We start from the raw sequence: 19,951 nt of genomic DNA, 5'->3' as shown, positions 1-19,951 counted from the left end.
CCCACAACCTGGCCATCGGCGTCGTCGCCGGCGTGATCGTGGCCATGGTCGCCTTCGCGCGCCGAGTCGCCCACCTAGCCCGGGTGGAACGCACGGTTGCTCTCAACCAGCCCGTGCCGACGGCGTATTACACCGTGACCGGGGCCCTGTTCTTCGCCTCGAGCAACGACCTGATGACCCAGTTCGAATACGCCGACGACCCCGCCCGAATCATTATCGATCTGTCGGCATCACACATCTGGGATGCCTCAACCGTCGCCACCCTCGACGCCATCACCAACAAATATGAACGACACGACAAGCGCGTCGTCATCGAGGGATTGAACGAGGCGAGCCACGAACTACATTCCCGCCTCGCCGGCAACCTCGGCGGCGAGCACTAGCTTTCGAACGTGTCAGTCAGTTACGACGATCAGCCCGCGCGCGCCCTTCTCCGCATCCGACATCACGTGGCTCATAAACGGATAGGTACCCGCTTCGGTAAACGTGAGCTCGACGAAGCCGCCCTGGGCGGGTGCGAGCGCTAAGGTCTGCGCCCCACCCGTTCCGGTGCTGCCACCGGCCCGAAGGAGGTATTCACCCTCCGAGAACACGGTGTCGAACTGACCTCCGACCACGTGAAAGGAGCTCCCGACGTTCGGGCCCGCGTCGAGCACCCAGATGCGCACCTTCTCGCCGACGGTCGCGGTCAGCGGCGCGGCGACATACTGATTCGCGTAGCCGTTGAACGTGAGCAGGTCAGGCAACTGCGTCTGCACCTTGACCGGGTCGCCTTCCTCGCCCTGCCTGCCCAGATAGAACTCGGACTGGACCAGCACATATTCTTGCTCGACGGCGGTCAGTCCGGGTGGGTCGATGATCACCGCACCGAACATACCGTTCGCAATGTGGACCGACATGGGCATCGTCGAGCAGTGATACATCCAGATTCCCGAGCGCGTGGCGGTGAAGCGGTAGGTGAGCTCTTCCCCGGGGTCGATGGTCTGCATCGGCTTGTCCGGTGCGAGCGAGCCGGCGTGAAAGTCGAGCGAATGGCCGATGGTTCCCGCGTTGAGGAAGGTGATCTCGAAGACGTCACCGACAGTGCCGCGCAGCGTCGGCCCGGGCGCCGTGTGGTTGTAGGTCCACAGCATCTGTGTGATGCCCGGGGCCACTTCGGTCTCGGTATTGCTGACGGTCATCGTGCTCGTGTGCACGGTAGCGGATGCCACGGGCGCCAGCCGCGCATCACGCGCGACGAAATCGCTTCCCGGCTCGGCCAGGGAGTCTACGCCGCCGGATGCCGCCGCGTCGCCGTGCAGTGCGGTCGCGTGCGAATCGGCAGAGGCGGTCGAGTCCGCACCGATTGCGTTCACGGTCAGCAGCATTCCGAGCAGCCGGTGGCCCCCCAGCGAACACCAGCCGCCCAGGTCGGCGCCGATCATCCCGACGTCGACGGTCGCCCTGGCCTGGGGCTCGACCGAGCCGGACTCCACTCCGTTGTCGAATACCAGATCGTGGAGCATGCCGTCGGCGTTGGTGAGGGTGATCACGAGGTTGTCGCCGACCGGAACGTTGATCATGTTGGGGCTGAACCGGGTGTCAATCATCGTGACATCGACGGTCGTCGTGTGGCCGGTCGCGCCCGAGCCCGAGCCCGAGCCCGAGCCGAGGCTCGTGTTGGAAGGCTCGAGAGCGACGCCGACGGCGAGGGTCAAAGCCAGGGTCGCCGCCGCCGCGATGAGCATGCTGGCGCGAGGACGTGGCTGCGGCGCGGGACTCTCCGCGACGTCACGCACCAATGGCGGAAGCTGCGCCCCCGGAGGGGTGCGGTTCTTTCGATTGATGCGCAGCGCCCGCACCATCAGAATGATGAACGCCGCAAGGGTCGTGAGCAGAACGGCCCAGAGCAGAGCGGCGACGTCGTCGGGCACCGGCAGAAGGGTGAGAACGAGTGCGCCATTGACGATGCTGACTCGGAACAGGCCGGCCCGATCGAGTTCGTGCGCGGTGGCCTTGGACGCCCGCGGTCCGCCGCCGAGCACGACCGGAATGAGAAAGCTCAGCGCGCCGATCATGATCTGGCCGCCGAAGCCGACCGCGAAGTACGGCACGAGCGTTTTGAGGCCGGCCGCGGCATCCGCCCAGCTGGTAGCGGTGACTACGACGGTGCCAAAACCGAGCGCGCACACCGCAAACCAGGCAAGGGCTGCGGTGATAGACCACCCGGCGTAGCTGACGGCGGGCGAACGGCGCACGTGCCCGGCCAACTCCCCGAGCACCGGGGCAAAGCCGACCAGGTAGATAAGTACACCCGCCGCAGTGATGATTCGTGAGTCGGCGTAGGCGCCAGTGCCCAAAACCACCAGTCCGGCCAGAAGAGTCGGCAGGGTGGGGCGTGCGGCGGCCCGTGTGGCATACAGCACTCGGGAACGCAGCACGGTCGGGAGCAGCAGGGCGACGGTGCCGATAACGGTCAGGCCGACCCAGCCGAGCAGGTTCAGCCCGATGTGCGTGATGTAGAGCCGGTCGTAATAGTCACTCGCCGCCGCACTGCCGGGGTGGGCCATCCAAATTCCGAGAGTGACACCGACCACGAGGCATCCGGCCGCAGCAATGTAGTACCGCACGAGCGGAGCGAACCGGGCCGGGAGTGCGCCGCGCAGCTGCCGCACGAGAATGGTGGCGTGCACGACGGCATTGAGCCCGACCAGGATTCCTCCGGTGAGTACGACATGCCACCAGGCGCCGGTGATCCCGATCATCACCAGCGCCGCGCCGACCGTGTGAACGGTCAGTCGAACGCCCAGCCAGTTCCGGCCGCCGGGAGCCGTGTTCTTCAGCAGGCTGTCGGCGAAGTGCTGGCTCCAGACCAGGATCGCAGTCGAGAGGGCCCCCAGTAGCAGCAGATGCACCATGAGCCAGGGGCCAAACGACGATCCTCGGTAGAGGATGACGCTGACGATCCCGAGGACCAGCCAGACGGGCACGAGCATGCCGGTGATCTGGTGCCACAGCCGGCGCTTGAGGCTCGGTTTCATCTCGAACCGCTACAGAATGCGGGTCAGGCGCAGGGTCCACACATCGGGGCCACTCTCGAGGTAGCTGATGCTGAAAGTGTTCGGGTGGTTTCGTTCGAGCTGGGCCAATAGCGGCAGCGGGTCGTGCGACGCCATGAGGTCGAGCGATATTCCGGGCTGAATCGCCTCCAACGCACCGAAGATCGCGGCGTGACGGATCGCGTGCGGGATGGTGCGGCTGTCAAGAACAATCGATTCGCTGTCGTCGTGACCGCAGGTACACGGCGCCGCAGCGGGTTCGTGCTCATGGGCATTCGGCCCGGCAGTGATACGGATCGATTCGGCGGTCATGGTGTCTCCTCGGCTTGGTGCAAACTACGGCACGCTTTTATTTTAGAGCACGTTTTTCCGTTTAATACACCGACCCTCGGGAGAGCGGATGAATCGCACTTGCACAGCATCGGTCGTCGACGTGTGCTCGGTGACGGGTCGCATTCGCATCACCGCCAGTCATGTCGCCAGCGTGTGCTGGCTTGAGGTACCGCGCGTCGCGGAACCGCTGCGCCGGGCGAAATGATTCCCATGCTGGGAGAATTCGGCTTCCGCGGGTAACGTTGCAAAACACTAGGAGGTTTGTCATGAAAGCCGTACTGAACGACACCGTTATCGCCGAGGCACCCGAGCAGGATCTGATCCGCATCGAGGGAAATTGGTACTTTCCGCCCGCGAGCGTGAAGAGCGATCTGCTCGTCGAGAGCGACACCCCGTACACCTGCCCGTGGAAGGGCGAATGCCAGTACTTCAGCGTGAAAGACGGTGACACCGTGCTGCAGGATCGTGCCTTCAGCTACCCGCACCCGTACCCGACGGCGTTCGAACGCGTCGGCAAGGACTTCAGTGGCTACCTGGCATTCTCGAAAGACGTGCAGGTCACCGAATAGGCGGTAGCTGAATGCCGCCCCGAGCGGCATCCGCTCATCGAGGCGCGAGAAGTGCCCGTGACAGCGACGTTTACCCTGCACTTCTCACGGCTCGATGATCTGCGGCAGGAACGCGCGCCAGGCGATCCCCACCTTCACGACCGGTCAGGCGATCGACGTCGGAACACGCTCGGGCGCGGCAGCCGGGTGCGCTCGTTCGAGCGAGGCACCCTCCACATCAACGTTGGGCAGAATGCGATCGAGCCATTTCGGCAACCACCACGCCGCGTCCCCCAGCAAGTGCATCACGGCCGGGATGATCAGCAGCCGCACCACGAACGCGTCCAGCAGTACGCCGCCGGCGAGCCCGAAACCGATCGACTGGATCATGACCGAGTTCGAGAAGATGAAGCCGGAGAAGACCGAGGCCATGATGAGCGCGGCGGCGATAACCACCGTGTGCCCGGCGTGCACCCCGCGCTGCACGGCGAGGCGCGCCGATGCACCATGCACGTACGATTCGCGCATCCCACTGACCAGAAACAACTGGTAGTCCATCGCTAGCCCGAACAGAACGCCGACAACGAGAATAGGCAGGAAGCTCAGGATCGGCCCGGGATCATGGATGCCGAACACAGCACCGAGCCAGCCCCACTGGAAGACCGCCGTGATCGCCCCAAAGGAGGCGAACAGCGACAAGACAAAGCCCAGTGTCGCAGTTACGGGCACCAGGATCGATCGGAACACGAAGATCAGAATAATCAGTGAGAGCCCCACGACAACGAGAAGGTACAGCGGGAGCGCGGCGGCGAGTTTTTCACTCACATCGATGTTTCCGGATGCGTTGCCGGCGACACCGAGGGAAGCGACCCCGACGAGGTCGATTCCTCGGAGGTCACGTACGAGCTGCTCGGTCGATTCGCTGTTCGGCCCCTCCGCGGGAATGACCTGGAAAGCGAGAAGCAGGTCATCATCGGATGCTCCGATCGGCGCGACGGCGACGACGTCGTTCTCGGCACGGAGCGCTGTTCCGATGCGTACCTGTTCAGCGAGCAGGTCCTCATCCGTGACGGCCGTCTCAAGGTCGGCAACGACGAGCAGCGGGCCGTTCACGCCCGGCCCGAATTTGTCGTCGGCGAGTTTGTAAGCGTTGTACGCGCTCGAGCCCAGTGGTTCGGACGAACCGGCGGGGAGTCCGAGGCGCATCGAGAGCGCGGGGATGGCCACGACAAGAAGAACGACGATGCCTACGACCACCGTGACGACGGCGCGTACAGTGTTCATCGGCTTGACCGGTACCCGGGCATGGTTGCTGGCGTGGCCGACCCGCGCGCGGGCCTTCTTTGTGAGGATCTTCGTGCCGACCAGGCCCAGAACTGCCGGTGTGAGCGTGATCGCTATGAGAATGGCGACGAAGACGCAGACGGCACCGACCGTGCCCATGAGCCCGAGAAAGGGGATGCCGGTGAGGTTGAGGGCGAGCAGAGCGATGAGCACGGTGGCGCCCGCGAACACGACCGCGTTGCCGGAGGTGCCGTTGGCCAGCCCGATCGATTCCTGCAGGGGCAGCCCGTTGCGCAGTTGCGTTCGATGCCGGTTGAGAATGAAGAGTGAGTAGTCAATGCCGACCGCGAGCCCGAGCATCACTCCCAGAACCGGAGTGACGGAGAGCATTTCGACGGCCCCGGACAGTGCGAGTGAAGCGAGCACGCCAACGCCCACGCCGATCAACGCGTTCAATAATGGCAGCCCCGCACCGATCAGGGTGCCCAGCATGACCCACAACACGATGGCCGCGAAGATGACGCCGCCGATCTCTCCGGGACCGAGGATCTCGGGGAGGCTCGCAGCAATGTCGTTGGAGACCTCAGCCCTGACGCCGGCTATCCCGGCGTCGTCCATCTCCGCGACGACCGCCTTCTTCGACTCGGGCGAAACCTGGTTGAGCGACGTGTCGAACTGGATACTCGCGACGGCGGTCGTCTCGTCGGTCGAAACCTGACGGATGCCCGCGGCCAGGTCGAGCAGGTCGGCTCCCTGTTCGAGCGTGGTGCTCGACACCTCGAGCTCGGTCCGGCTTGCCGTGAGTGCCGTCTGTTGCTCGGCAATCGCGGTGCGGCCCGCATCGATCTGCGCCTGCTGGGCATCGAGCATCCGCCCAGCAGCAGCGAGTTGACCCGCCGCCTCGGCCTGCGCGCGGCCCGCATCGAGCTGGCTCTGCGCAGCCCCGGCCTCGGCCGTTGCCGCATCGATCTGCGCCTGCCCCGCATCGATCTGCGCCGTTCCAGCGGCGATCTTCTGCCGTCCGTCGACGACCTGCTGCGCCTGGTCATCGATCTGGGCTTGGGTATCGAAGGGATTCGTCACCGATTTCACGCTGTCGAGATCGGTCGTGCGTGTCAGCAGGGCGCCGATGGCGGTTTTCTGCACGCCGGTAAAAACGGAGTTGTCGGTCGTAGTGAACAAGACCGTTCCTCGCCCGCCGCTGGCCGCCGGGAACTTCGCCGCAAGTTCGTCGCTGACCTTCTGAGTGGCGGTACCGGGGATACTGACGGACGACGTGAGTGTTCCGCCGAAGGCAGAGAACGCACCGACGGCGAGGCCGAGAATGACCACCCACGCAACGATGACCAGCCACGCTCGGCGAGCGGAGAACCGACCCAGTCGGTAGAGAAGCGATGCCATATTCTCAATTTCTGTATATGAGTGAGGTGTGGTCGGATGACCGAAGTGGCGTCGTGCATCCCGTCATCGGGAGTCGAGGTGGTGGATCACCAGCGGAATGCATTTGGTCAGTTGGACGGGGCGTATCCGGTACGGATCGTGACGATGAGGCGGTCGAGCAGTTCGTACCAGACAGTGCGGGAAGATGCGTCGAGCGTGCCACCCGTTCGAGCTAACCAGTGCGCCGATACGATGGCGATGCCGTTCATCACCGAACTGACCAGGATGGAAACCTCGAATGCGTCGATCGCGCTCGTGCGACCGGCGATCTCCGCTGAGAACTGTTCGGTCGTGCGGGTGAAGACGTCACCGATGCTGTGCCGGGAGCGACCGTTCTCGCCCTCGACCGTGAGCACTCCGGCGAGGTAAGCGACCACGGGCGGCAGGTCGATGGCGCGCAGTGCCGTCGTGATCTCCTCGAACAGGCCGTCGCGACGACCGTCCCCGAGTGGGGTGGATGCCGTTGCCGCCCGAAATTCGTCGACGGTGGCGCTGAGCACCTGCGTGCAGGTGGTCATGATCACATCGTCGAGCGATGAGAAATGATTGAAAACCGTGCGCCGGGAGACGTCGGCGCGCTCCGCGAGTTCGTCGACGCTGAATTGTGGTCTGCCCCGCTCGCGAATGAGCGAGTCGGCGGCATCCAGAATGGCCTGGCGGTACCGCGCTTTGAGGTCGGCGCGGCGATCGGGTGCGGCGTCAAGCGAAATCATCTGCTTACACTAAGTGCAACGACGCACAAAGTGCAAGGCGAACTCGAGCGAATTACTTCTTGCTCAGTGCCCGCGGGCGATCCACTCTTCGAGGTGGCCCGCCTCGTCGCCGATCAGGGTGGACTGACCGTGCCCGGTGCGCACCACGGTGGCAGCCGGCAGTGTGAGCAGCGTGGTGGTGATCGAGTCGATGATCGTCGGGAAATCGCTGAACGACCGGCCGGTTGCGCCCGGCCCACCATGGAAGAGCGTGTCGCCGCTGAACACCGTGCCGAGTGCCGGCGCAGAGAAGCAGACCGCTCCAGGCGAGTGCCCCGGCGTGTGCAGCACTTCGAGTTCGATGCCGGCGACGGCGATGCGCTGGCCATTTTTCAGCGCGTTCGGTTGCGTGGCCGCCGCAGCAGCATCCGCGGGAAAGACCATCTCCCACAGCATGGTGTCAGCTGGGTGCAGCCAGACCGGTGCGCCCGTTGCGGCGCTCACGCTGACGGCTGCACCGATGTGGTCGTTGTGCCCGTGGGTACAGAGAATGGCCAGCAGTTTACGGTCGCCTACTGCCTTCAGGATCGCGTCGGCGTCGTGGGCGGCATCAATGACGACGCATTCGGTGTCATCGCCGACGATCCAAACGTTATTGTCGAGGTCCCACGTGCCGCCGTCGAGGCTGAAGGTGCCGACGGTGACGAGATGGTCGATGCGTGCGGTCATCAGAGCACCACCACCGAACGCAGCACATCGCCGCGTGCCATTTTCTCAAATGCGGCCTCGATTTCGCCGATGCCGATCTTCTCGCTGACGAATTCGTCAAGCGGTAGCCGCCCCTGCAGGTACAGGTCGGTCAGCATGGGAAAGTCGCGCTCCGGCAGGCAGTCGCCGTACCAGCTCGATTTGAGCGAGCCGCCGCGCCCGAAGACGTCGATCAGGGGGATTTCGAGCACCATCTCAGGGTTTGGCACCCCGACCAGCACGACCGTTCCGGCGAGGTCCCTGGCATAGAACGCCTGCCGCCAGGTTTCGGGACGCCCGACCGCGTCGATGACGACGTTGGCGCCGAATCCACCGGTCAGTGCCTGCACAGCTGCGACGACGCCAGCCTCATCCAGGTTCAACGAGTCGATGGCGTGCGTGGCCCCGAGCTGTTTCGCCTGGGCGAGCTTCTTGGGGTCGCGGTCAATGGCGATGATGACGGATGCGCCAGCGAGGCGTGATCCCACAATCGCAGCATCCCCCACTCCGCCGCAGCCGATCACGGCCACCGAGTCGCCTCGGCTGACGTTGCCCGTGTTCATGGCCGCGCCGATGCCCGCCATGATGCCGCAGCCCAGGAGGCCGACGGCCGCGGGGTCGGCCTCCGGATTCACCTTGGTGCACTGCTTGGCGTGCACAAGGGTCTTCTCGGCAAAAGCGCCGATGCCGAGGGCCGGGCTGAGCTCGGTACCGTCGGCGAGGGTCATCTTCTGGGTGGCGTTGAAGGTGTTGAAGCAGTACCAGGGTTGGGCCCGCTTACAGGCTCGACACTCGCCGCAGACGGCGCGCCAGTTGAGCACCACGAAGTCGCCGACCGCGACGTGCGTAACGCCTTCGCCGATGACACTGACGCGTCCGGCGGCTTCATGCCCGAGCAAGAAGGGGAAATCGTCATTGATGCCGCCCTCTTTGTAATGGAAATCGGTATGGCAGACGCCGCACGTTTCGATGTCCACGATGACTTCGCCTGGACCGGGATCGGGGATGACGATTTCGACCAGTTCGACTGGCGCGCCCTTCGAGCGGGCAATGACGCCTGTGACTGTGGTGGACATGGAGCTCCTCCGATCGAGGGGTGCCGGGTATGGCGGGACGGTTTAACCTTATCGGAGGCGTGCGACCGATCAACGTCTCCTGACGCCGGTACGACGTGCGTCAACCAGGCAGTATCTTTTCAGACATTGTCGAGACGCAATTCTGGGGCGCAGGAAAACTTCTGATCCCGCGGCCAGACCAGTTCACACCAACATCTCCATCGGGATCGCCGCGAACGCTCGCGTGACCAGCCGGGGTCTGATCATCTGGTACCGAGGCTGCAGTGACTCAGGCGCACCGTGCACTTGACCACCGAACTCGCCGGTCAGAAGATCAAGCACGGCCGCGGCGACCTCTCCCACCGACTGGTCCACGCTCGACAGTCCGATTGCGGCAGCAACCGGTGTGTTGTCGTAGCCCGTCACCGGCACCCGCTCAGGGTTGGCGATCATCGCCCCCAGGGCCAGCGAGTCGCTCGCGCAGAGAACTGCGTCCAGCGGCCCTGCCCTGCGTCGCAGGTCCTGCATCGCAGCGGTGCCCTCGGCGACACCATCGACGGTAACTGCCTCGAGTGCGATCAGGTCAGCCTCGGTCACGTCGCCGCGTTCGTGCATCGCATCGTGCCAGCCTCGGCGCCGGTCATCGCCGGTATCCGCCGAGCTGGGCCAGCCAATGTAGCCGATACGCCGCGCACCGGCATTCTGCGCCGCCTGCGTCGCCTCATACAACCCGGCCCAGCCGTCGACATCCACCCAGAGGTGCTGCGGGTCGCTCACGTCGTCGGTCCCCCAGGGCCGCCCAAAGGTCACGAAGGCGATCTTGTTCTCGATCAGCCACTTCGTGCGGGGGTCGCCAGCAAAAGTGGAAGTAAGCACGAAGCCGTCCACGTCAGCCCCGTCGTTCAGGCGCTGCAACTGGATGATCTCGTCCTCGGGGCTGGTGGCGGTGAACAGCAACACCCGTAAACCCTGCTTGTCGGCCTGCTCGGTCAACGCGTGCAAAAACCGATCCAGCACAGACCCCGATATGCCGTCGATCATCGGATCCAGCCGAATACCAATGGTGGAGCTGCGTCGGGTGCGCAATCGCCGCGCCGAGGCGTGCGGGCGGTAACCCAGCTGCGCGATCGCAGCCTCGACCCGTTCACGCGTATCGGCGCGCACAATGCCGGGCGAGTTCATCACATTGGAAACGGTCTGGCGGGAAACGCCTGCCGCGAGTGCAACATCCGTCACCGTGGGCATCGAAGCCATAATCGATCCTCCCCACAAACCTTCAGAATGTATCGACCCAATATTGATTCTCCACAGGCTACCGCTTTTGCATTGGCTGAAGCCTCGCTGCATTAGATCGATCCAAGATATTATTTGATCGATCAAATAAAGTCAGCTACTGTGAACACCACACAAGATCTGCGCACCGTAGCGCGATAGAAGGAGCATCAAGATGCAACGACGCAACTCCCGCTTGCTGATCGGCGCAGGTCTCACCGTGGTCGGTGCCCTCACCCTCAGCGCGTGTGGTTCCGGATCCGGTTTTAGCAGTGACTCCGCCACCACCGGAGGCAAACTCACCAGCGACTCCTCCCAGGGGCTCTCGGTTCTGATCGGCTCAAGTGGGGACGCCGAGACCGCTGTCGTCAACGCCGCCGTGGCCGCCTGGGCCAAGACCTCCGGCACCAACGCCGAGGTCAGCGTCGCGAGCGACCTCAATCAGCAGCTCGCCCAGGGCTTCGCCGCGCAGAAGCCTGCCGACGTGTTCTACCTCTCGACAGATGCCCTCGCCGGGTACGCGTCGAACGGCTCGCTGCTCGCCTACGGTGACAACCTTGCTAACAAAGACGACTTTTACCCCAGTCTGGTCAGTGCCTTCACCTATGACGGCGAGTTCTACTGCGCCCCGAAGGACTTTTCCACCCTGCAGCTGCTCATCAACACGGATCTCTGGGCCCAGGCCGGGCTCACGGATGCCGACATCCCCACCACCTGGAACGAGCTCGCGACGGTGAGCGCAACGCTGACCACCGACTCCCAGGTGGGCCTCGCCCTCGGCAGCGAATACGCCCGCCTGGGCGCGTTCATGGCCCAGGCCGGCGGCAGCCTGATGAACGAGGACAGCACCGAGGCCACCGCAAACAGCCCGGAGAATGTTGCGGGCCTCGAATACGCGCAGACGCTCCTCAACGACGGCGTGATGAGCTATGCCAGCGAGATCGGTGCAGGTTGGGGCGGCGAGGCGTTCGGAAAGCAGCTGTCCGCCATGACAATCGAGGGCAACTGGATCACCGGCGCGATGACGAACGACTTCCCCGACGTCAACTACACGGTGGCCGAACTGCCGGCGGGCCCAGAGGGCAAGGGCACCCTGCAATTCACCAACTGCTGGGGCATCGCCGCCGACAGCCCCAACCAGACCGCGGCCCTGAACCTGGTGGAACAGCTCACCAGCAAGGACGCCCAACTGACCTTCTCTGAGGAGTTTGGTCCGATGCCCTCGATCATGTCGGCCGCCGCCGAATGGAAGAGCGCCAACCCCACCCTGATTCCGTTCCTGGACGGCGCGGACTATGCCCAGGGTGTGCCCGTTGTGCAGGGCGCCGCGGATGTCGTGAGCGACCTGAACGCACAGCTCGAGTCACTCAAAACCGGGAACGCGCAAGCGATCCTCGACTCCACGCAGAAGAACCTTCAAGCGCTACTGAAGTAGCCCCATGTCGATGCCTGCACGCACGCCTCACCGTTCCGGTATCCGGGGCGGTGAGGCCGCCTCGGGGTGGCTCTTCACCGCCCCGATGATCATCCTGCTCGGAATGTTTTTGGTCATCCCCGTGCTGATGGCCCTCTGGGTCAGCTTCTCCGACTGGAACGGTCGCGGCAGCCCCTTCTCCGGCTCCGTTGCTTTTGTGGGCTGGGACAATTATTCCGCCCTGGTCGGCGGCGGCGGCCTCGCCGAACAGGACTTCGGCACAGCGTTGCGCAACAACGCCTGGTACGTCCTTTTAGTCGTACCGATCCAGACGACGCTGTCCCTGTTCCTGGCCGTTTTGGTCAACCGGCAGATCTTGCGCGGCCGCGGCTTCTTCCGCACCGCGTTCTACTTCCCGTCGGTCACCAGTTCTGTGGCCATCACGGTGCTGTGGCTGTTCCTGTTCAGCGCCAGTGGCGCTGTCAACAAACTGCTCTCCTTCATCGGCGTCAACGGACCGAACTGGTTCAACGACCCCAGCGGAGTGCTGCACAACATCTTCGAGGCGTTGGGCGTTGAGACGGGCCCGGCCGTCCTCACCGGCAACTCGTTCCTCGGTATCTCGTTCTGGGAATGGCTGGCCGGGCCATCCGTTGCCATGAGCGCCTTCATTTTAATGGCCGTGTTCACCACCAGCGGCACGTTCATGCTGTTGTTCATCGCCGCGCTGCAGAACCTCAGCGGAGATGTCGTCGAGGCCGCCGTAATGGACGGCGCCAACGGTTGGCAACGATTCTGGCAAGTCACTCTCCCCCAACTGCGGCCGACCCTGTTCACCGTGCTCACTCTCGGCCTGATCGGTGCCTGGCAGGTCTTCGACCAGATCTACACCGGCACCCAGGGCGGGCCAGGCAAGACCACGCTCACCCCGGCCTATCTCTCCTACCAGGCCGCCTTCACCAACCAGGCCTGGGGCCAGGGCGCCGCGATCGCGTTCATCCTGTTCGTGATCATCGTGGTCTTCACCCTGTTTCAACGTTGGCTACTGGCCGAACGCGCCGTCTCCGCCCGGCGGATGCGCTTGTACCTGCAAACCCCGACCTCCGGAGGTTCCAAATGACCACCGCCGTGAGAACCCGCATGCGCCCCAGCACCGCCTCCCAGCGACTGCGCAACCTGAGCCGGCCGCAGCTACCCACCAGCGCGATCGCCGGCCGGTCGCTGCTGTACGCGATCCTGATCGTGCTCGCGATGATCTACATCGCTCCCTTCCTCGTGCAGGTCGCCACCTCCTTCAAAACGGATGTCGAAGCAGCCACCAATCCCATCTCACTGCTGCCGCAGACCTGGTCGACGTCCGCGTACGAGAGGTTGTTCCTCAACTCGGACTTCCCGATCTGGTTCCAGAACTCCGCAATCGTCACGGTCTTCGTCACGCTCGGCCGCGTGTTCTTCAATTCTCTGGCCGGCTACGCCCTGGCCCGGCTGCATTTTCGAGGCCGCAATGTGATCTTCGCGCTGCTCATCGCTGTGATGAGCGTGCCCGGGGTGGTGCTGCTGATTCCCAAGTTCCTGGTGATCAACCAACTCGGCATCTACGACACCTATGTGGCCATGATCGTGCCGCTGCTCACCGACGCCGCGGGCGTCTTCATCATGAAGAACTTCTTCGAATCGATCCCGGCAAGCGTCGAAGAGCAAGCACGCATCGACGGGGCAGGCAACTTCCGAGTGTTCTGGTCGATCGTGCTACCGATGGCCCGGCCGGCCCTGGTCACGATCATCATCCTGTCGTTTCAGGGCTCCTGGAATGAGCTGTCGCACTTCATCGTGGCCACGCAATCACCCGAATTGACCACACTCACCAAGGGGGTGGCCTCGCTGGCCTCCGGGCAGCTGAGCCAGGGCACCCAATACCCGCTCAAGCTCGCCGCGGCGGCAATCATGACCATCCCGGTCGCGGTGATGTTCTTCATCTTCCAAAAACGCATCATGAACACCACCGACGGCGCCGTGAAGGAGTAGTCGGCGCCCTTCGTTTTTTCCCCCAGATCGCACCACAACACCTAGGAGTCGTACCTCACTCATGCTCTCTCACCCGGTCCAGCCGTTGCTCCATAATTCCGCCATTGTTTTGGCCGCTCCGACCCAGGCATGGTCTGGGTCCGACGGACGCACAACGCTTCCTATTCATGGCCTGTACCACTCCGACACCCGTGTCCTCTCCGGCTGGAGCCTGCGGGTCGGCGGGTCGGCGGGCGAGCCGATCGGCTCAGCTGCTCGCGGCGCTGGCGAGATGACGTTCAGTGCACTACTGCGCCACCTCGACGACCGCACCGCCGACCCGCGGTTGCGACTGGAGGTTACCCGTAAAGTCACGGCCGGCCACCTGACCGAGAGCATCACTCTTATTTCCGGACTGCAGCATGCGATTGACACGACTGTTTCCGTGCGCCTGGTTCCCGATTTCGCGGACATGCAGATCGTCAAGGCCGGTCTTGGTGGCGGCGCAGCGCAGGTCACGTCTGGGGCAGCCGACCTACCCGAGGCGCCGGTCATCACTGTGAAAGAGACGGGCACCGGCATCCACCTGGCCACCCCGACCGTAGCGGCTCTGGTGACCCTGAGCGACGACGGTGTGCCGAGCACAGCGGCCACAGAAGTTGGCGGTGACTGGTCGGTCACTGTGCCTGCCCGCGGCAGCGTCACCGTGCAGTGGACGATCGACATCGAGCACTCAACGACCGTGGTGCAGGCGGCCTCGGGCCTGCCCGAGTGGGCCGGGGTATCGGTGAGCTCCGGCGACGCGCGCCTGGACCGCTGGGTGCAGCGCGCACTCGACGACCTCTCCGGCCTGCGGATGGCAACGACGGCACAGCCGGATGAGCCTTTCCTCGCCGCTGGCGCCCCTTGGTTCTTCACCCTGTTCGGCCGGGACTCACTCTGGGCTGCCCGGTTCCTGCTCCCCCTCGGCACCGAGCTCGCGGCCTCCACCCTACGGTTGCTCGCCCAGCTGCAGGGCACCCGGAACAACGCCGAGACTGCGGAACAGCCCGGCAAAATCATGCACGAGCTGCGGCCCGCCGCGTTCACGATCCTCGGCGAAGACGTGTCGCTGCCGCCGCTCTACTACGGCACCGTCGACGCCACTCCCCTGTGGGTCTGCCTGTTGGCCGACGCCCACCGCTGGGGCATGGCCGATGCCGAGGTCGAGGCCCTCCTGCCACACCTCGAGGCGGCTCTGGGTTGGATGCGCGACTTCGGCGACAGCGACGGTGACGGATTTCTCGAGTACGTCGACAGCACCGGGCACGGGCTCGCCAACCAGGGCTGGAAGGACTCCGGTGACTCCATCCAGTGGCGTGACGGAAGCCTCGCCGCCGGACCTATCGCTCTCTGCGAGGTCCAGGCCTACGCCTACCAAGCCGCGATCGATGGCGCCGACCTGCTCGACACCTTTAACCGGCCCGGCGGCGACACCTGGCGCGCCTGGGCCGAGGAGCTCAAGACCCGGTTCCGCCAGTCGTTCTGGATCGACTCTCCACAGGGCCGTTACCCCGCTGTGGCCTTGGACGCGCTCAAGCGCCCGGTCGACACCGTCACCAGCAACATCGGCCATCTCCTCGGAACAGGTCTACTCACCGCCGAAGAGTCCGCCCTCGTCGCTGCCCGTCTGGTCTCCCCCGAACTCAACTCCGGCTACGGCCTTCGCACAATGTCCACCGACTCGGCCGGGTACTGGCCGGTGAGCTACCACGGCGGCTCGGTCTGGACCCACGACACCGCGATTGCCATCGCCGGGCTCGGCCGCGCCGGCTTCGGAGCCGAGGCAGGCGTTTTGATCACCGGCCTGCTCGCAGCGGCCGAGTCGTTTGACTACCGGATGCCCGAACTCCACTCCGGCGACGCCTCCACTGCTGTCACCGCGGCGGGTTCCTACCCCGCCGCCTGCCGCCCGCAGGCCTGGTCCGCTGCGGCCGCAGTGTCCGTGCTCGGCACCGTGCTCGGCCTCGAACCGAACCCGGTGACGGGCGAGGTGACTTCCACTCCGATCATGCCCGCCATCGTTGGAAACGTCACGCTGAATGGCTTAACCGCCACTCTCCGAGTCAGCTGAGGATGCCCTCGCTCACCCTGCCAGCGGGTCGGCCGATGACGGTAACCACGTCAACATCCTGATGAAAGCCCCGCCGGAATCCTCCGGTGGGGCTTTTTCACACCCCAAATCGTCTCCGCACATGACGCGGTCATCGCCGAAAACGCGACGGGTGACAATCCATGATCGCCGACCGAATCCAGCCCTAAAATCGCTCGACGATACTAGGAGCATCCACCCAGCATGCCGTGACCAGATGCGACGAGCGCTGATGACATTCGGTCGGAACTAGCAATAATTTCTGAGGCGTAAGGTGTGCTCGTGAACATACCGCGGGCTTCGGCCGGGAGCCTCAAAGCCTGGCTCCTACAAGACGGTGGAGACCGGCAGGGTGTCCAGGTGGACCCCCACGCGGCCACGGCCGACAAGACTCATTCATGGTGGCGTGTGATGTGCCTGACCGGTGTCGACTATTTCTCCACGTTGGGTTATCAGCCGGCGATCGCGGCGCTAGCCGCTGGACTACTCTCGCCCATCGCCACCATCGTGCTGGTCGCCCTCACCCTGTTCGGTGCTTTGCCGGTGTACCGGCGGGTGGCTGCCGAAAGCTTCCGAGGATCCGGCTCCATTCATATGCTGGAAAAACTGCTGCCGTGGTGGTCCGGCAAGATCTTCGTGCTGGTTCTGCTCGGATTCGCTGCGACGGACTTCATGATCACCATCACCCTATCGGCGGCCGACGCCACGGCTCACGCAATTGAGAATCCGTTCACACCACCGTGGCTGCAGGGCCAGGAGGTACCCGTCACACTGTTCATAATCGCGTTGCTGGGGATTGTCTTCCTCCGTGGTTTCAAGGACGCCATCGGCATCGCCGTCGTCCTCGTCGCGGTTTACCTGCTTCTCAACTCCGTCGTCATCCTGGTCGCAATCGCGCATGTAGCCGCGAACAGTGTTTTGATTACGGACTGGTGGGCGGCGCTGACCGTGCAGCACGGAAATCCGCTCGTCATGGTGGGAATCGCGCTGCTGGTGTTTCCCAAACTGGCCTTGGGCCTGTCCGGATTCGAGACCGGGGTGGCTGTGATGCCGCAGATCCAAGGCAGCCCCACCGACACTGACGATGATCCGGCGGGCCGCATCCGCGGCACGAAGCGGCTCCTCACCACGGCGGCACTCATCATGAGCGGTTTCCTGATCACCTCCAGCATCGTCACCACACTTTTGATCCCGCAGGCCGACTTCCAACCCGGTGGGCCAGCCAATGGTCGCGCTCTGGCCTACCTCGCCCACGAATTCCTCGGGCCACTTTTTGGATCCGCATACGATGTCAGCACCATCTGTATCCTCTGGTTCGCGGGGGCGTCAGCCATGGCCGGCCTGCTCAACCTCGTACCCCGATATCTACCGCGGTACGGAATGGCTCCGCAATGGGCCCGTGCCACACGTCCCCTCGTGCTGGTGTTCGTCGGGATCGGTTTCGTGATCACGATTGCCTTTCAAGCCAGCGTCGACGCTCAGGGTGGCGCGTACGCAACGGGTGTTCTCGTGCTGATGACGTCCGCCTCGGTCGCCGTCACCCTCTCGGCCCGGAGTAAAAGGCAGCGCTGGCCGACCATCGGTTTCGGTGCCATCGCGGCGATCATGGCCTACACGACCGTCGCGAACGTCGTCGAACGCCCTGACGGGGTACGTATCGCAGCGCTCTTCATCCTCGGCATCATGGTGACCTCCCTCGTCTCGCGCGTACGTCGGTCCTTCGAGCTCAGGGCGACGTCCATCGTTCTGGATCCTTCTGCTCTCGATTTCGTGACCAGTGACGCCGAGGACTACGACGTCATCCGCCTCATCTCCCATGAACCTGACGAAGACACCGAAGTCGAGTACCGCAACAAGAGCCGCGATGAGCACCGATTCGGCAACATCCCGGGCAACTCACCCATCATCTTCCTGGAGGTGTTGCCCTCTGATTCGTCAGACTTCGAAGAAGACCTCCTCGTACGCGGCGTGGTGAAACACGGGTACCGGGTCCTCCAAGTGACCAGCGGTAACGTGCCCAACACGATCGCGGCTGTACTGCTGGAGATCCGCGACCAGACCGGGACCATTCCGGAGATCTACTTCGAATGGACCCAGAACAATCCCATTTCCAATATGTTCAAATTTCTCTTCACCGGCCATGGCGAGATCGCCCCGGTAACCCGCGAGGTCCTGCGCGAATCGGAACCCAACGCCAAACGCCGCCCCCATGTGCACGTCAGCTGACCAAGCCCATGCGAACCCAACGCCAGACTGTCGCCCGGGCTGGTCAGCTTCCTCTGGTTTGCCGGGACGTGCACGGCGGTCGCAATTGCTCTGACAAATCTTCGGAAGTCGCGCCTTCATCGCAAGATCATCGCCGCGGCCTCCGTTGTGCTCTTCGTTGCGGCTGGGACGCTAGCGATCAATGCCGGCTTTGGGCTCAACCGCACGTTGGGTTCGCTCTTCGACATCACGACAGAGTCGGCAATCGCGCTACCCGCCGTCAGCGGGGCCAAGGAAGGTGGGCCGCTCTACAAGCGTTGGGTGGCTCCGGCCGGTCTACCCGTAAAGGGCACTACCGGCAGCCAAATCATTCCGAACACAGTCTCAGGATTCACCTCTCGGCCAGCCGGGATTTATCTGCCGCCCGCAGCACTCATCTCCGACGCGCCGACGCTGGCCGATGTCTCCCACGGTGACTAAGCCGCCTCCGACGCGGTGAAACCTCTCAACAACCTGCTGGCATCGAAGAAATTCTCCGACATGGTCGCGGTATTCACCGTGGGGTCTAACGATGCAGGATTCATACCCGGACAGAAGCGGATGGCCTCCGCTGCCTCGGCAGCGGGCATGACGGTCACGTATTGGCAATCTCCCAACGATGGGCACGTGCTTCCTGCCCTCACTGACGGTCTCGACGAGGCATTCGTCGTGCTCTACCCGCGCCTCGGACTCGCGCCGCCCACAGGTTGATGCCTCGAGGACACTGCGATTCAGGCAGAGGCAAAGTGTGCCCGCAGGGATAGCTAGGAGCGGTCCGGCTGGGCTGGTGACTCACCGGGGTTGCTCGAAGGGTTCGGCGTCCCTGGGCTTGTGATTTCGTCGCGTAAGCGGCGCGATAAACGCGGCCGCGGTCAAAGTGCCAGATCGCTGCGGGCTCGAACAGGGCCTCTCGGCGTGCCGCAGTCGCTGACTCAATCAGCCCTGGGTTAGTCGGCCTCGCGTGCGCGACTGAAGTGAAAGCGCCGGCGCCGTGTTCGGCGTGTTTGGTTTTCGACCGCTAGAGGTGCGGCAAGAGTTGATGATGCGGGTGTCCGCACGAGTTCGACATGGGAATACACCGAACATTGAATAATGAATTCATGAACAGATAAACCGCGCCCGAAGAACGGATTCCGACGGAACCTCGCCTCTTTCCCGCATGTTTTGCACCGGCAAATTAGGTGAATAAGTTCGGGCGCAACACTACGAGCCGTTCTCGGACCCCATTTCCCAGTTCGAACTCTGATGTACAAGGTGCCGTGAGCATGGTCGTCGAGATCCGCGCCCAGCCAGATTCCGTCAACAACAAGGCCCTTACGGTCTATCGGGTCGATAAGCACAGCAGGAACGTGTCCGAACTGGTTGACCCGGACCAGAACGATCGAGGGCGCGCGGGAGGCTTCCTCGTGACGAAGAACAACTGTCACAACACGTACATTTATCAACAGATCGTTCCTTTGAAATAGCAAAACACGGAAGGACCATCGACCGATAATCTTCCGCAAACGCGCCGCTCCCGGTCATCGAAACACACAGAATGGGCCACCTACTGCCCATCAAACCCACCAGGCATGTCCAAGCCGCGCGTGGCGATCTTTAGAACGACCGCGCGGTCGCGAGTTCACTGTCATGCCGTGAATCCGAGTGCATCATGCACTCGATTTTCGTGCCATCGATCCGGTCACGCCCACGGCGTGGTTTTACGGAAAGTGTGCGGCCTGCGCTTGACGGTTAGAACACAAGGCAAGA

The 19,951-nt window shown here is 63.7% G+C and carries 17 protein-coding genes; 10 read left to right on the top strand and 7 right to left on the bottom strand.

Features of this window, described 5'->3' with window-relative positions; genetic code table 11:
- The coding region (locus tag E3T38_RS09150) for an STAS domain-containing protein (RefSeq protein WP_134547932.1) at positions 1-383 on the top strand (383 nt) is incomplete at its 5' end.
- Between the two features lie 12 nt (positions 384-395).
- On the opposite strand, the gene E3T38_RS09145 is transcribed toward E3T38_RS09150, so the two are convergent.
- Both E3T38_RS09145 and E3T38_RS09140 read right to left on the bottom strand, forming a co-directional pair.
- Entirely contained in the window at positions 396-3,020 is a 2,625-nt protein-coding gene (locus tag E3T38_RS09145; RefSeq protein ID WP_134547931.1) for a multicopper oxidase domain-containing protein, read from the bottom strand.
- A 9-nt stretch (positions 3,021-3,029) separates the two neighbouring features.
- A complete protein-coding gene (locus tag E3T38_RS09140; RefSeq protein WP_134547930.1) occupies positions 3,030-3,350 on the bottom strand; it encodes a DUF2249 domain-containing protein in 321 nt (106 codons plus the stop codon).
- Positions 3,351-3,637: 287 nt separating this feature from the next.
- On the opposite strand from E3T38_RS09140, the gene E3T38_RS09135 reads away from it, so the two are divergent.
- Complete coding sequence (locus E3T38_RS09135; protein ID WP_134547929.1) at positions 3,638-3,940, top strand: DUF427 domain-containing protein; 303 nt, start codon at positions 3,638-3,640, stop codon at positions 3,938-3,940.
- A gap of 144 nt (positions 3,941-4,084) precedes the next feature.
- Here E3T38_RS09135 and E3T38_RS09130 read toward each other — a convergent pair whose 3' ends face one another.
- The 5 genes from E3T38_RS09130 to E3T38_RS09110 form a co-directional block, all read right to left on the bottom strand.
- Entirely contained in the window at positions 4,085-6,604 is a 2,520-nt protein-coding gene (locus tag E3T38_RS09130) for an MMPL family transporter (protein ID WP_134547928.1), read from the bottom strand.
- Between the two features lie 107 nt (positions 6,605-6,711).
- The gene (locus tag E3T38_RS09125) at positions 6,712-7,356 is read right to left on the bottom strand and encodes a TetR/AcrR family transcriptional regulator (RefSeq protein WP_134547927.1); all 645 of its coding nucleotides are present in this window, start codon (positions 7,354-7,356) and stop codon (positions 6,712-6,714) included.
- A 63-nt stretch (positions 7,357-7,419) separates the two neighbouring features.
- Positions 7,420-8,064, bottom strand: coding sequence for an MBL fold metallo-hydrolase (locus tag E3T38_RS09120; RefSeq protein ID WP_134547926.1), 645 nt, complete (start codon positions 8,062-8,064; stop codon positions 7,420-7,422).
- Positions 8,064-9,158, bottom strand: a complete 1,095-nt coding sequence (locus E3T38_RS09115) for an S-(hydroxymethyl)mycothiol dehydrogenase (protein WP_134547925.1) — start codon at positions 9,156-9,158, stop codon at positions 8,064-8,066. Before E3T38_RS09115 ends, E3T38_RS09120 begins: the two co-directional genes overlap by 1 nt.
- Before the next feature lie 183 nt (positions 9,159-9,341).
- Positions 9,342-10,391: a LacI family DNA-binding transcriptional regulator gene (locus E3T38_RS09110; RefSeq protein ID WP_134547924.1), complete on the bottom strand. Its 1,050-nt coding sequence runs from the start codon at positions 10,389-10,391 to the stop codon at positions 9,342-9,344.
- 193 nt (positions 10,392-10,584) lie between these two features.
- On the opposite strand from E3T38_RS09110, the gene E3T38_RS09105 reads away from it, so the two are divergent.
- The 8 genes from E3T38_RS09105 (at position 10,585) to E3T38_RS09070 (ending at position 19,668) form a co-directional block, all read left to right on the top strand.
- Complete coding sequence (locus tag E3T38_RS09105; protein ID WP_134547923.1) at positions 10,585-11,844, top strand: extracellular solute-binding protein; 1,260 nt, start codon at positions 10,585-10,587, stop codon at positions 11,842-11,844.
- 4 nt (positions 11,845-11,848) lie between these two features.
- Positions 11,849-12,943, top strand: coding sequence for a carbohydrate ABC transporter permease (locus tag E3T38_RS09100; protein ID WP_134547922.1), 1,095 nt, complete (start codon positions 11,849-11,851; stop codon positions 12,941-12,943).
- Positions 12,940-13,848 carry a carbohydrate ABC transporter permease gene (locus E3T38_RS09095; RefSeq protein WP_134547921.1) on the top strand — a complete coding sequence of 303 codons (909 nt, stop codon included), beginning with the start codon at positions 12,940-12,942 and terminating at the stop codon, positions 13,846-13,848. The genes E3T38_RS09100 and E3T38_RS09095 overlap by 4 nt, the downstream gene beginning before the upstream one ends.
- A gap of 61 nt (positions 13,849-13,909) precedes the next feature.
- The gene (locus E3T38_RS09090; RefSeq protein WP_134547920.1) at positions 13,910-15,940 is read left to right on the top strand and encodes a glycogen debranching N-terminal domain-containing protein; all 2,031 of its coding nucleotides are present in this window, start codon (positions 13,910-13,912) and stop codon (positions 15,938-15,940) included.
- Positions 15,941-16,369: 429 nt separating this feature from the next.
- The gene (locus E3T38_RS09085; protein WP_241984395.1) at positions 16,370-18,184 is read left to right on the top strand and encodes an amino acid transporter; all 1,815 of its coding nucleotides are present in this window, start codon (positions 16,370-16,372) and stop codon (positions 18,182-18,184) included.
- A 147-nt stretch (positions 18,185-18,331) separates the two neighbouring features.
- The gene (locus E3T38_RS09080) at positions 18,332-18,643 is read left to right on the top strand and encodes a hypothetical protein (RefSeq protein ID WP_134547918.1); all 312 of its coding nucleotides are present in this window, start codon (positions 18,332-18,334) and stop codon (positions 18,641-18,643) included.
- A gap of 15 nt (positions 18,644-18,658) precedes the next feature.
- On the top strand, positions 18,659-18,913 hold the full coding sequence (locus E3T38_RS09075) for a hypothetical protein (protein ID WP_134547917.1): 255 nt from the start codon (positions 18,659-18,661) through the stop codon (positions 18,911-18,913).
- Between the two features lie 554 nt (positions 18,914-19,467).
- Positions 19,468-19,668, top strand: coding sequence for a hypothetical protein (locus E3T38_RS09070; RefSeq protein ID WP_134547916.1), 201 nt, complete (start codon positions 19,468-19,470; stop codon positions 19,666-19,668).
- Positions 19,669-19,951: the final 283 nt, after the last annotated feature.

Source organism: Cryobacterium sp. Hb1 (assembly GCF_004403585.1).
In the GTDB taxonomy this organism is placed as follows: Bacteria; Actinomycetota; Actinomycetes; order Actinomycetales; family Microbacteriaceae; genus Cryobacterium; species Cryobacterium lyxosi.
Note: the sequence above shows the minus strand (reverse complement) of the source record. Positions and strands in the feature narration are given on the sequence as shown.

What these genes read in the sequence shown, in the direction of transcription:
- E3T38_RS09115 (WP_134547925.1), bottom strand. Translation starts at nt 9,158, where the DNA reads ATGTCCACCACAGTCACAGGCGTCATTGCCCGCTCGAAGGGCGCGCCA.
- E3T38_RS09095 (WP_134547921.1), top strand. Translation starts at nt 12,940, where the DNA reads ATGACCACCGCCGTGAGAACCCGCATGCGCCCCAGCACCGCCTCCCAG.
- E3T38_RS09125 (WP_134547927.1), bottom strand. Translation starts at nt 7,356, where the DNA reads ATGATTTCGCTTGACGCCGCACCCGATCGCCGCGCCGACCTCAAAGCG.
- E3T38_RS09070 (WP_134547916.1), top strand. Translation starts at nt 19,468, where the DNA reads ATGGTCGTCGAGATCCGCGCCCAGCCAGATTCCGTCAACAACAAGGCC.
- E3T38_RS09090 (WP_134547920.1), top strand. Translation starts at nt 13,910, where the DNA reads ATGCTCTCTCACCCGGTCCAGCCGTTGCTCCATAATTCCGCCATTGTT.
- E3T38_RS09120 (WP_134547926.1), bottom strand. Translation starts at nt 8,064, where the DNA reads ATGACCGCACGCATCGACCATCTCGTCACCGTCGGCACCTTCAGCCTC.
- E3T38_RS09105 (WP_134547923.1), top strand. Translation starts at nt 10,585, where the DNA reads ATGCAACGACGCAACTCCCGCTTGCTGATCGGCGCAGGTCTCACCGTG.
- E3T38_RS09100 (WP_134547922.1), top strand. Translation starts at nt 11,849, where the DNA reads ATGTCGATGCCTGCACGCACGCCTCACCGTTCCGGTATCCGGGGCGGT.
- E3T38_RS09130 (WP_134547928.1), bottom strand. Translation starts at nt 6,604, where the DNA reads ATGGCATCGCTTCTCTACCGACTGGGTCGGTTCTCCGCTCGCCGAGCG.
- E3T38_RS09145 (WP_134547931.1), bottom strand. Translation starts at nt 3,020, where the DNA reads ATGAAACCGAGCCTCAAGCGCCGGCTGTGGCACCAGATCACCGGCATG.
- E3T38_RS09140 (WP_134547930.1), bottom strand. Translation starts at nt 3,350, where the DNA reads ATGACCGCCGAATCGATCCGTATCACTGCCGGGCCGAATGCCCATGAG.
- E3T38_RS09135 (WP_134547929.1), top strand. Translation starts at nt 3,638, where the DNA reads ATGAAAGCCGTACTGAACGACACCGTTATCGCCGAGGCACCCGAGCAG.
- E3T38_RS09085 (WP_241984395.1), top strand. Translation starts at nt 16,370, where the DNA reads ATGTGCCTGACCGGTGTCGACTATTTCTCCACGTTGGGTTATCAGCCG.
- E3T38_RS09110 (WP_134547924.1), bottom strand. Translation starts at nt 10,391, where the DNA reads ATGGCTTCGATGCCCACGGTGACGGATGTTGCACTCGCGGCAGGCGTT.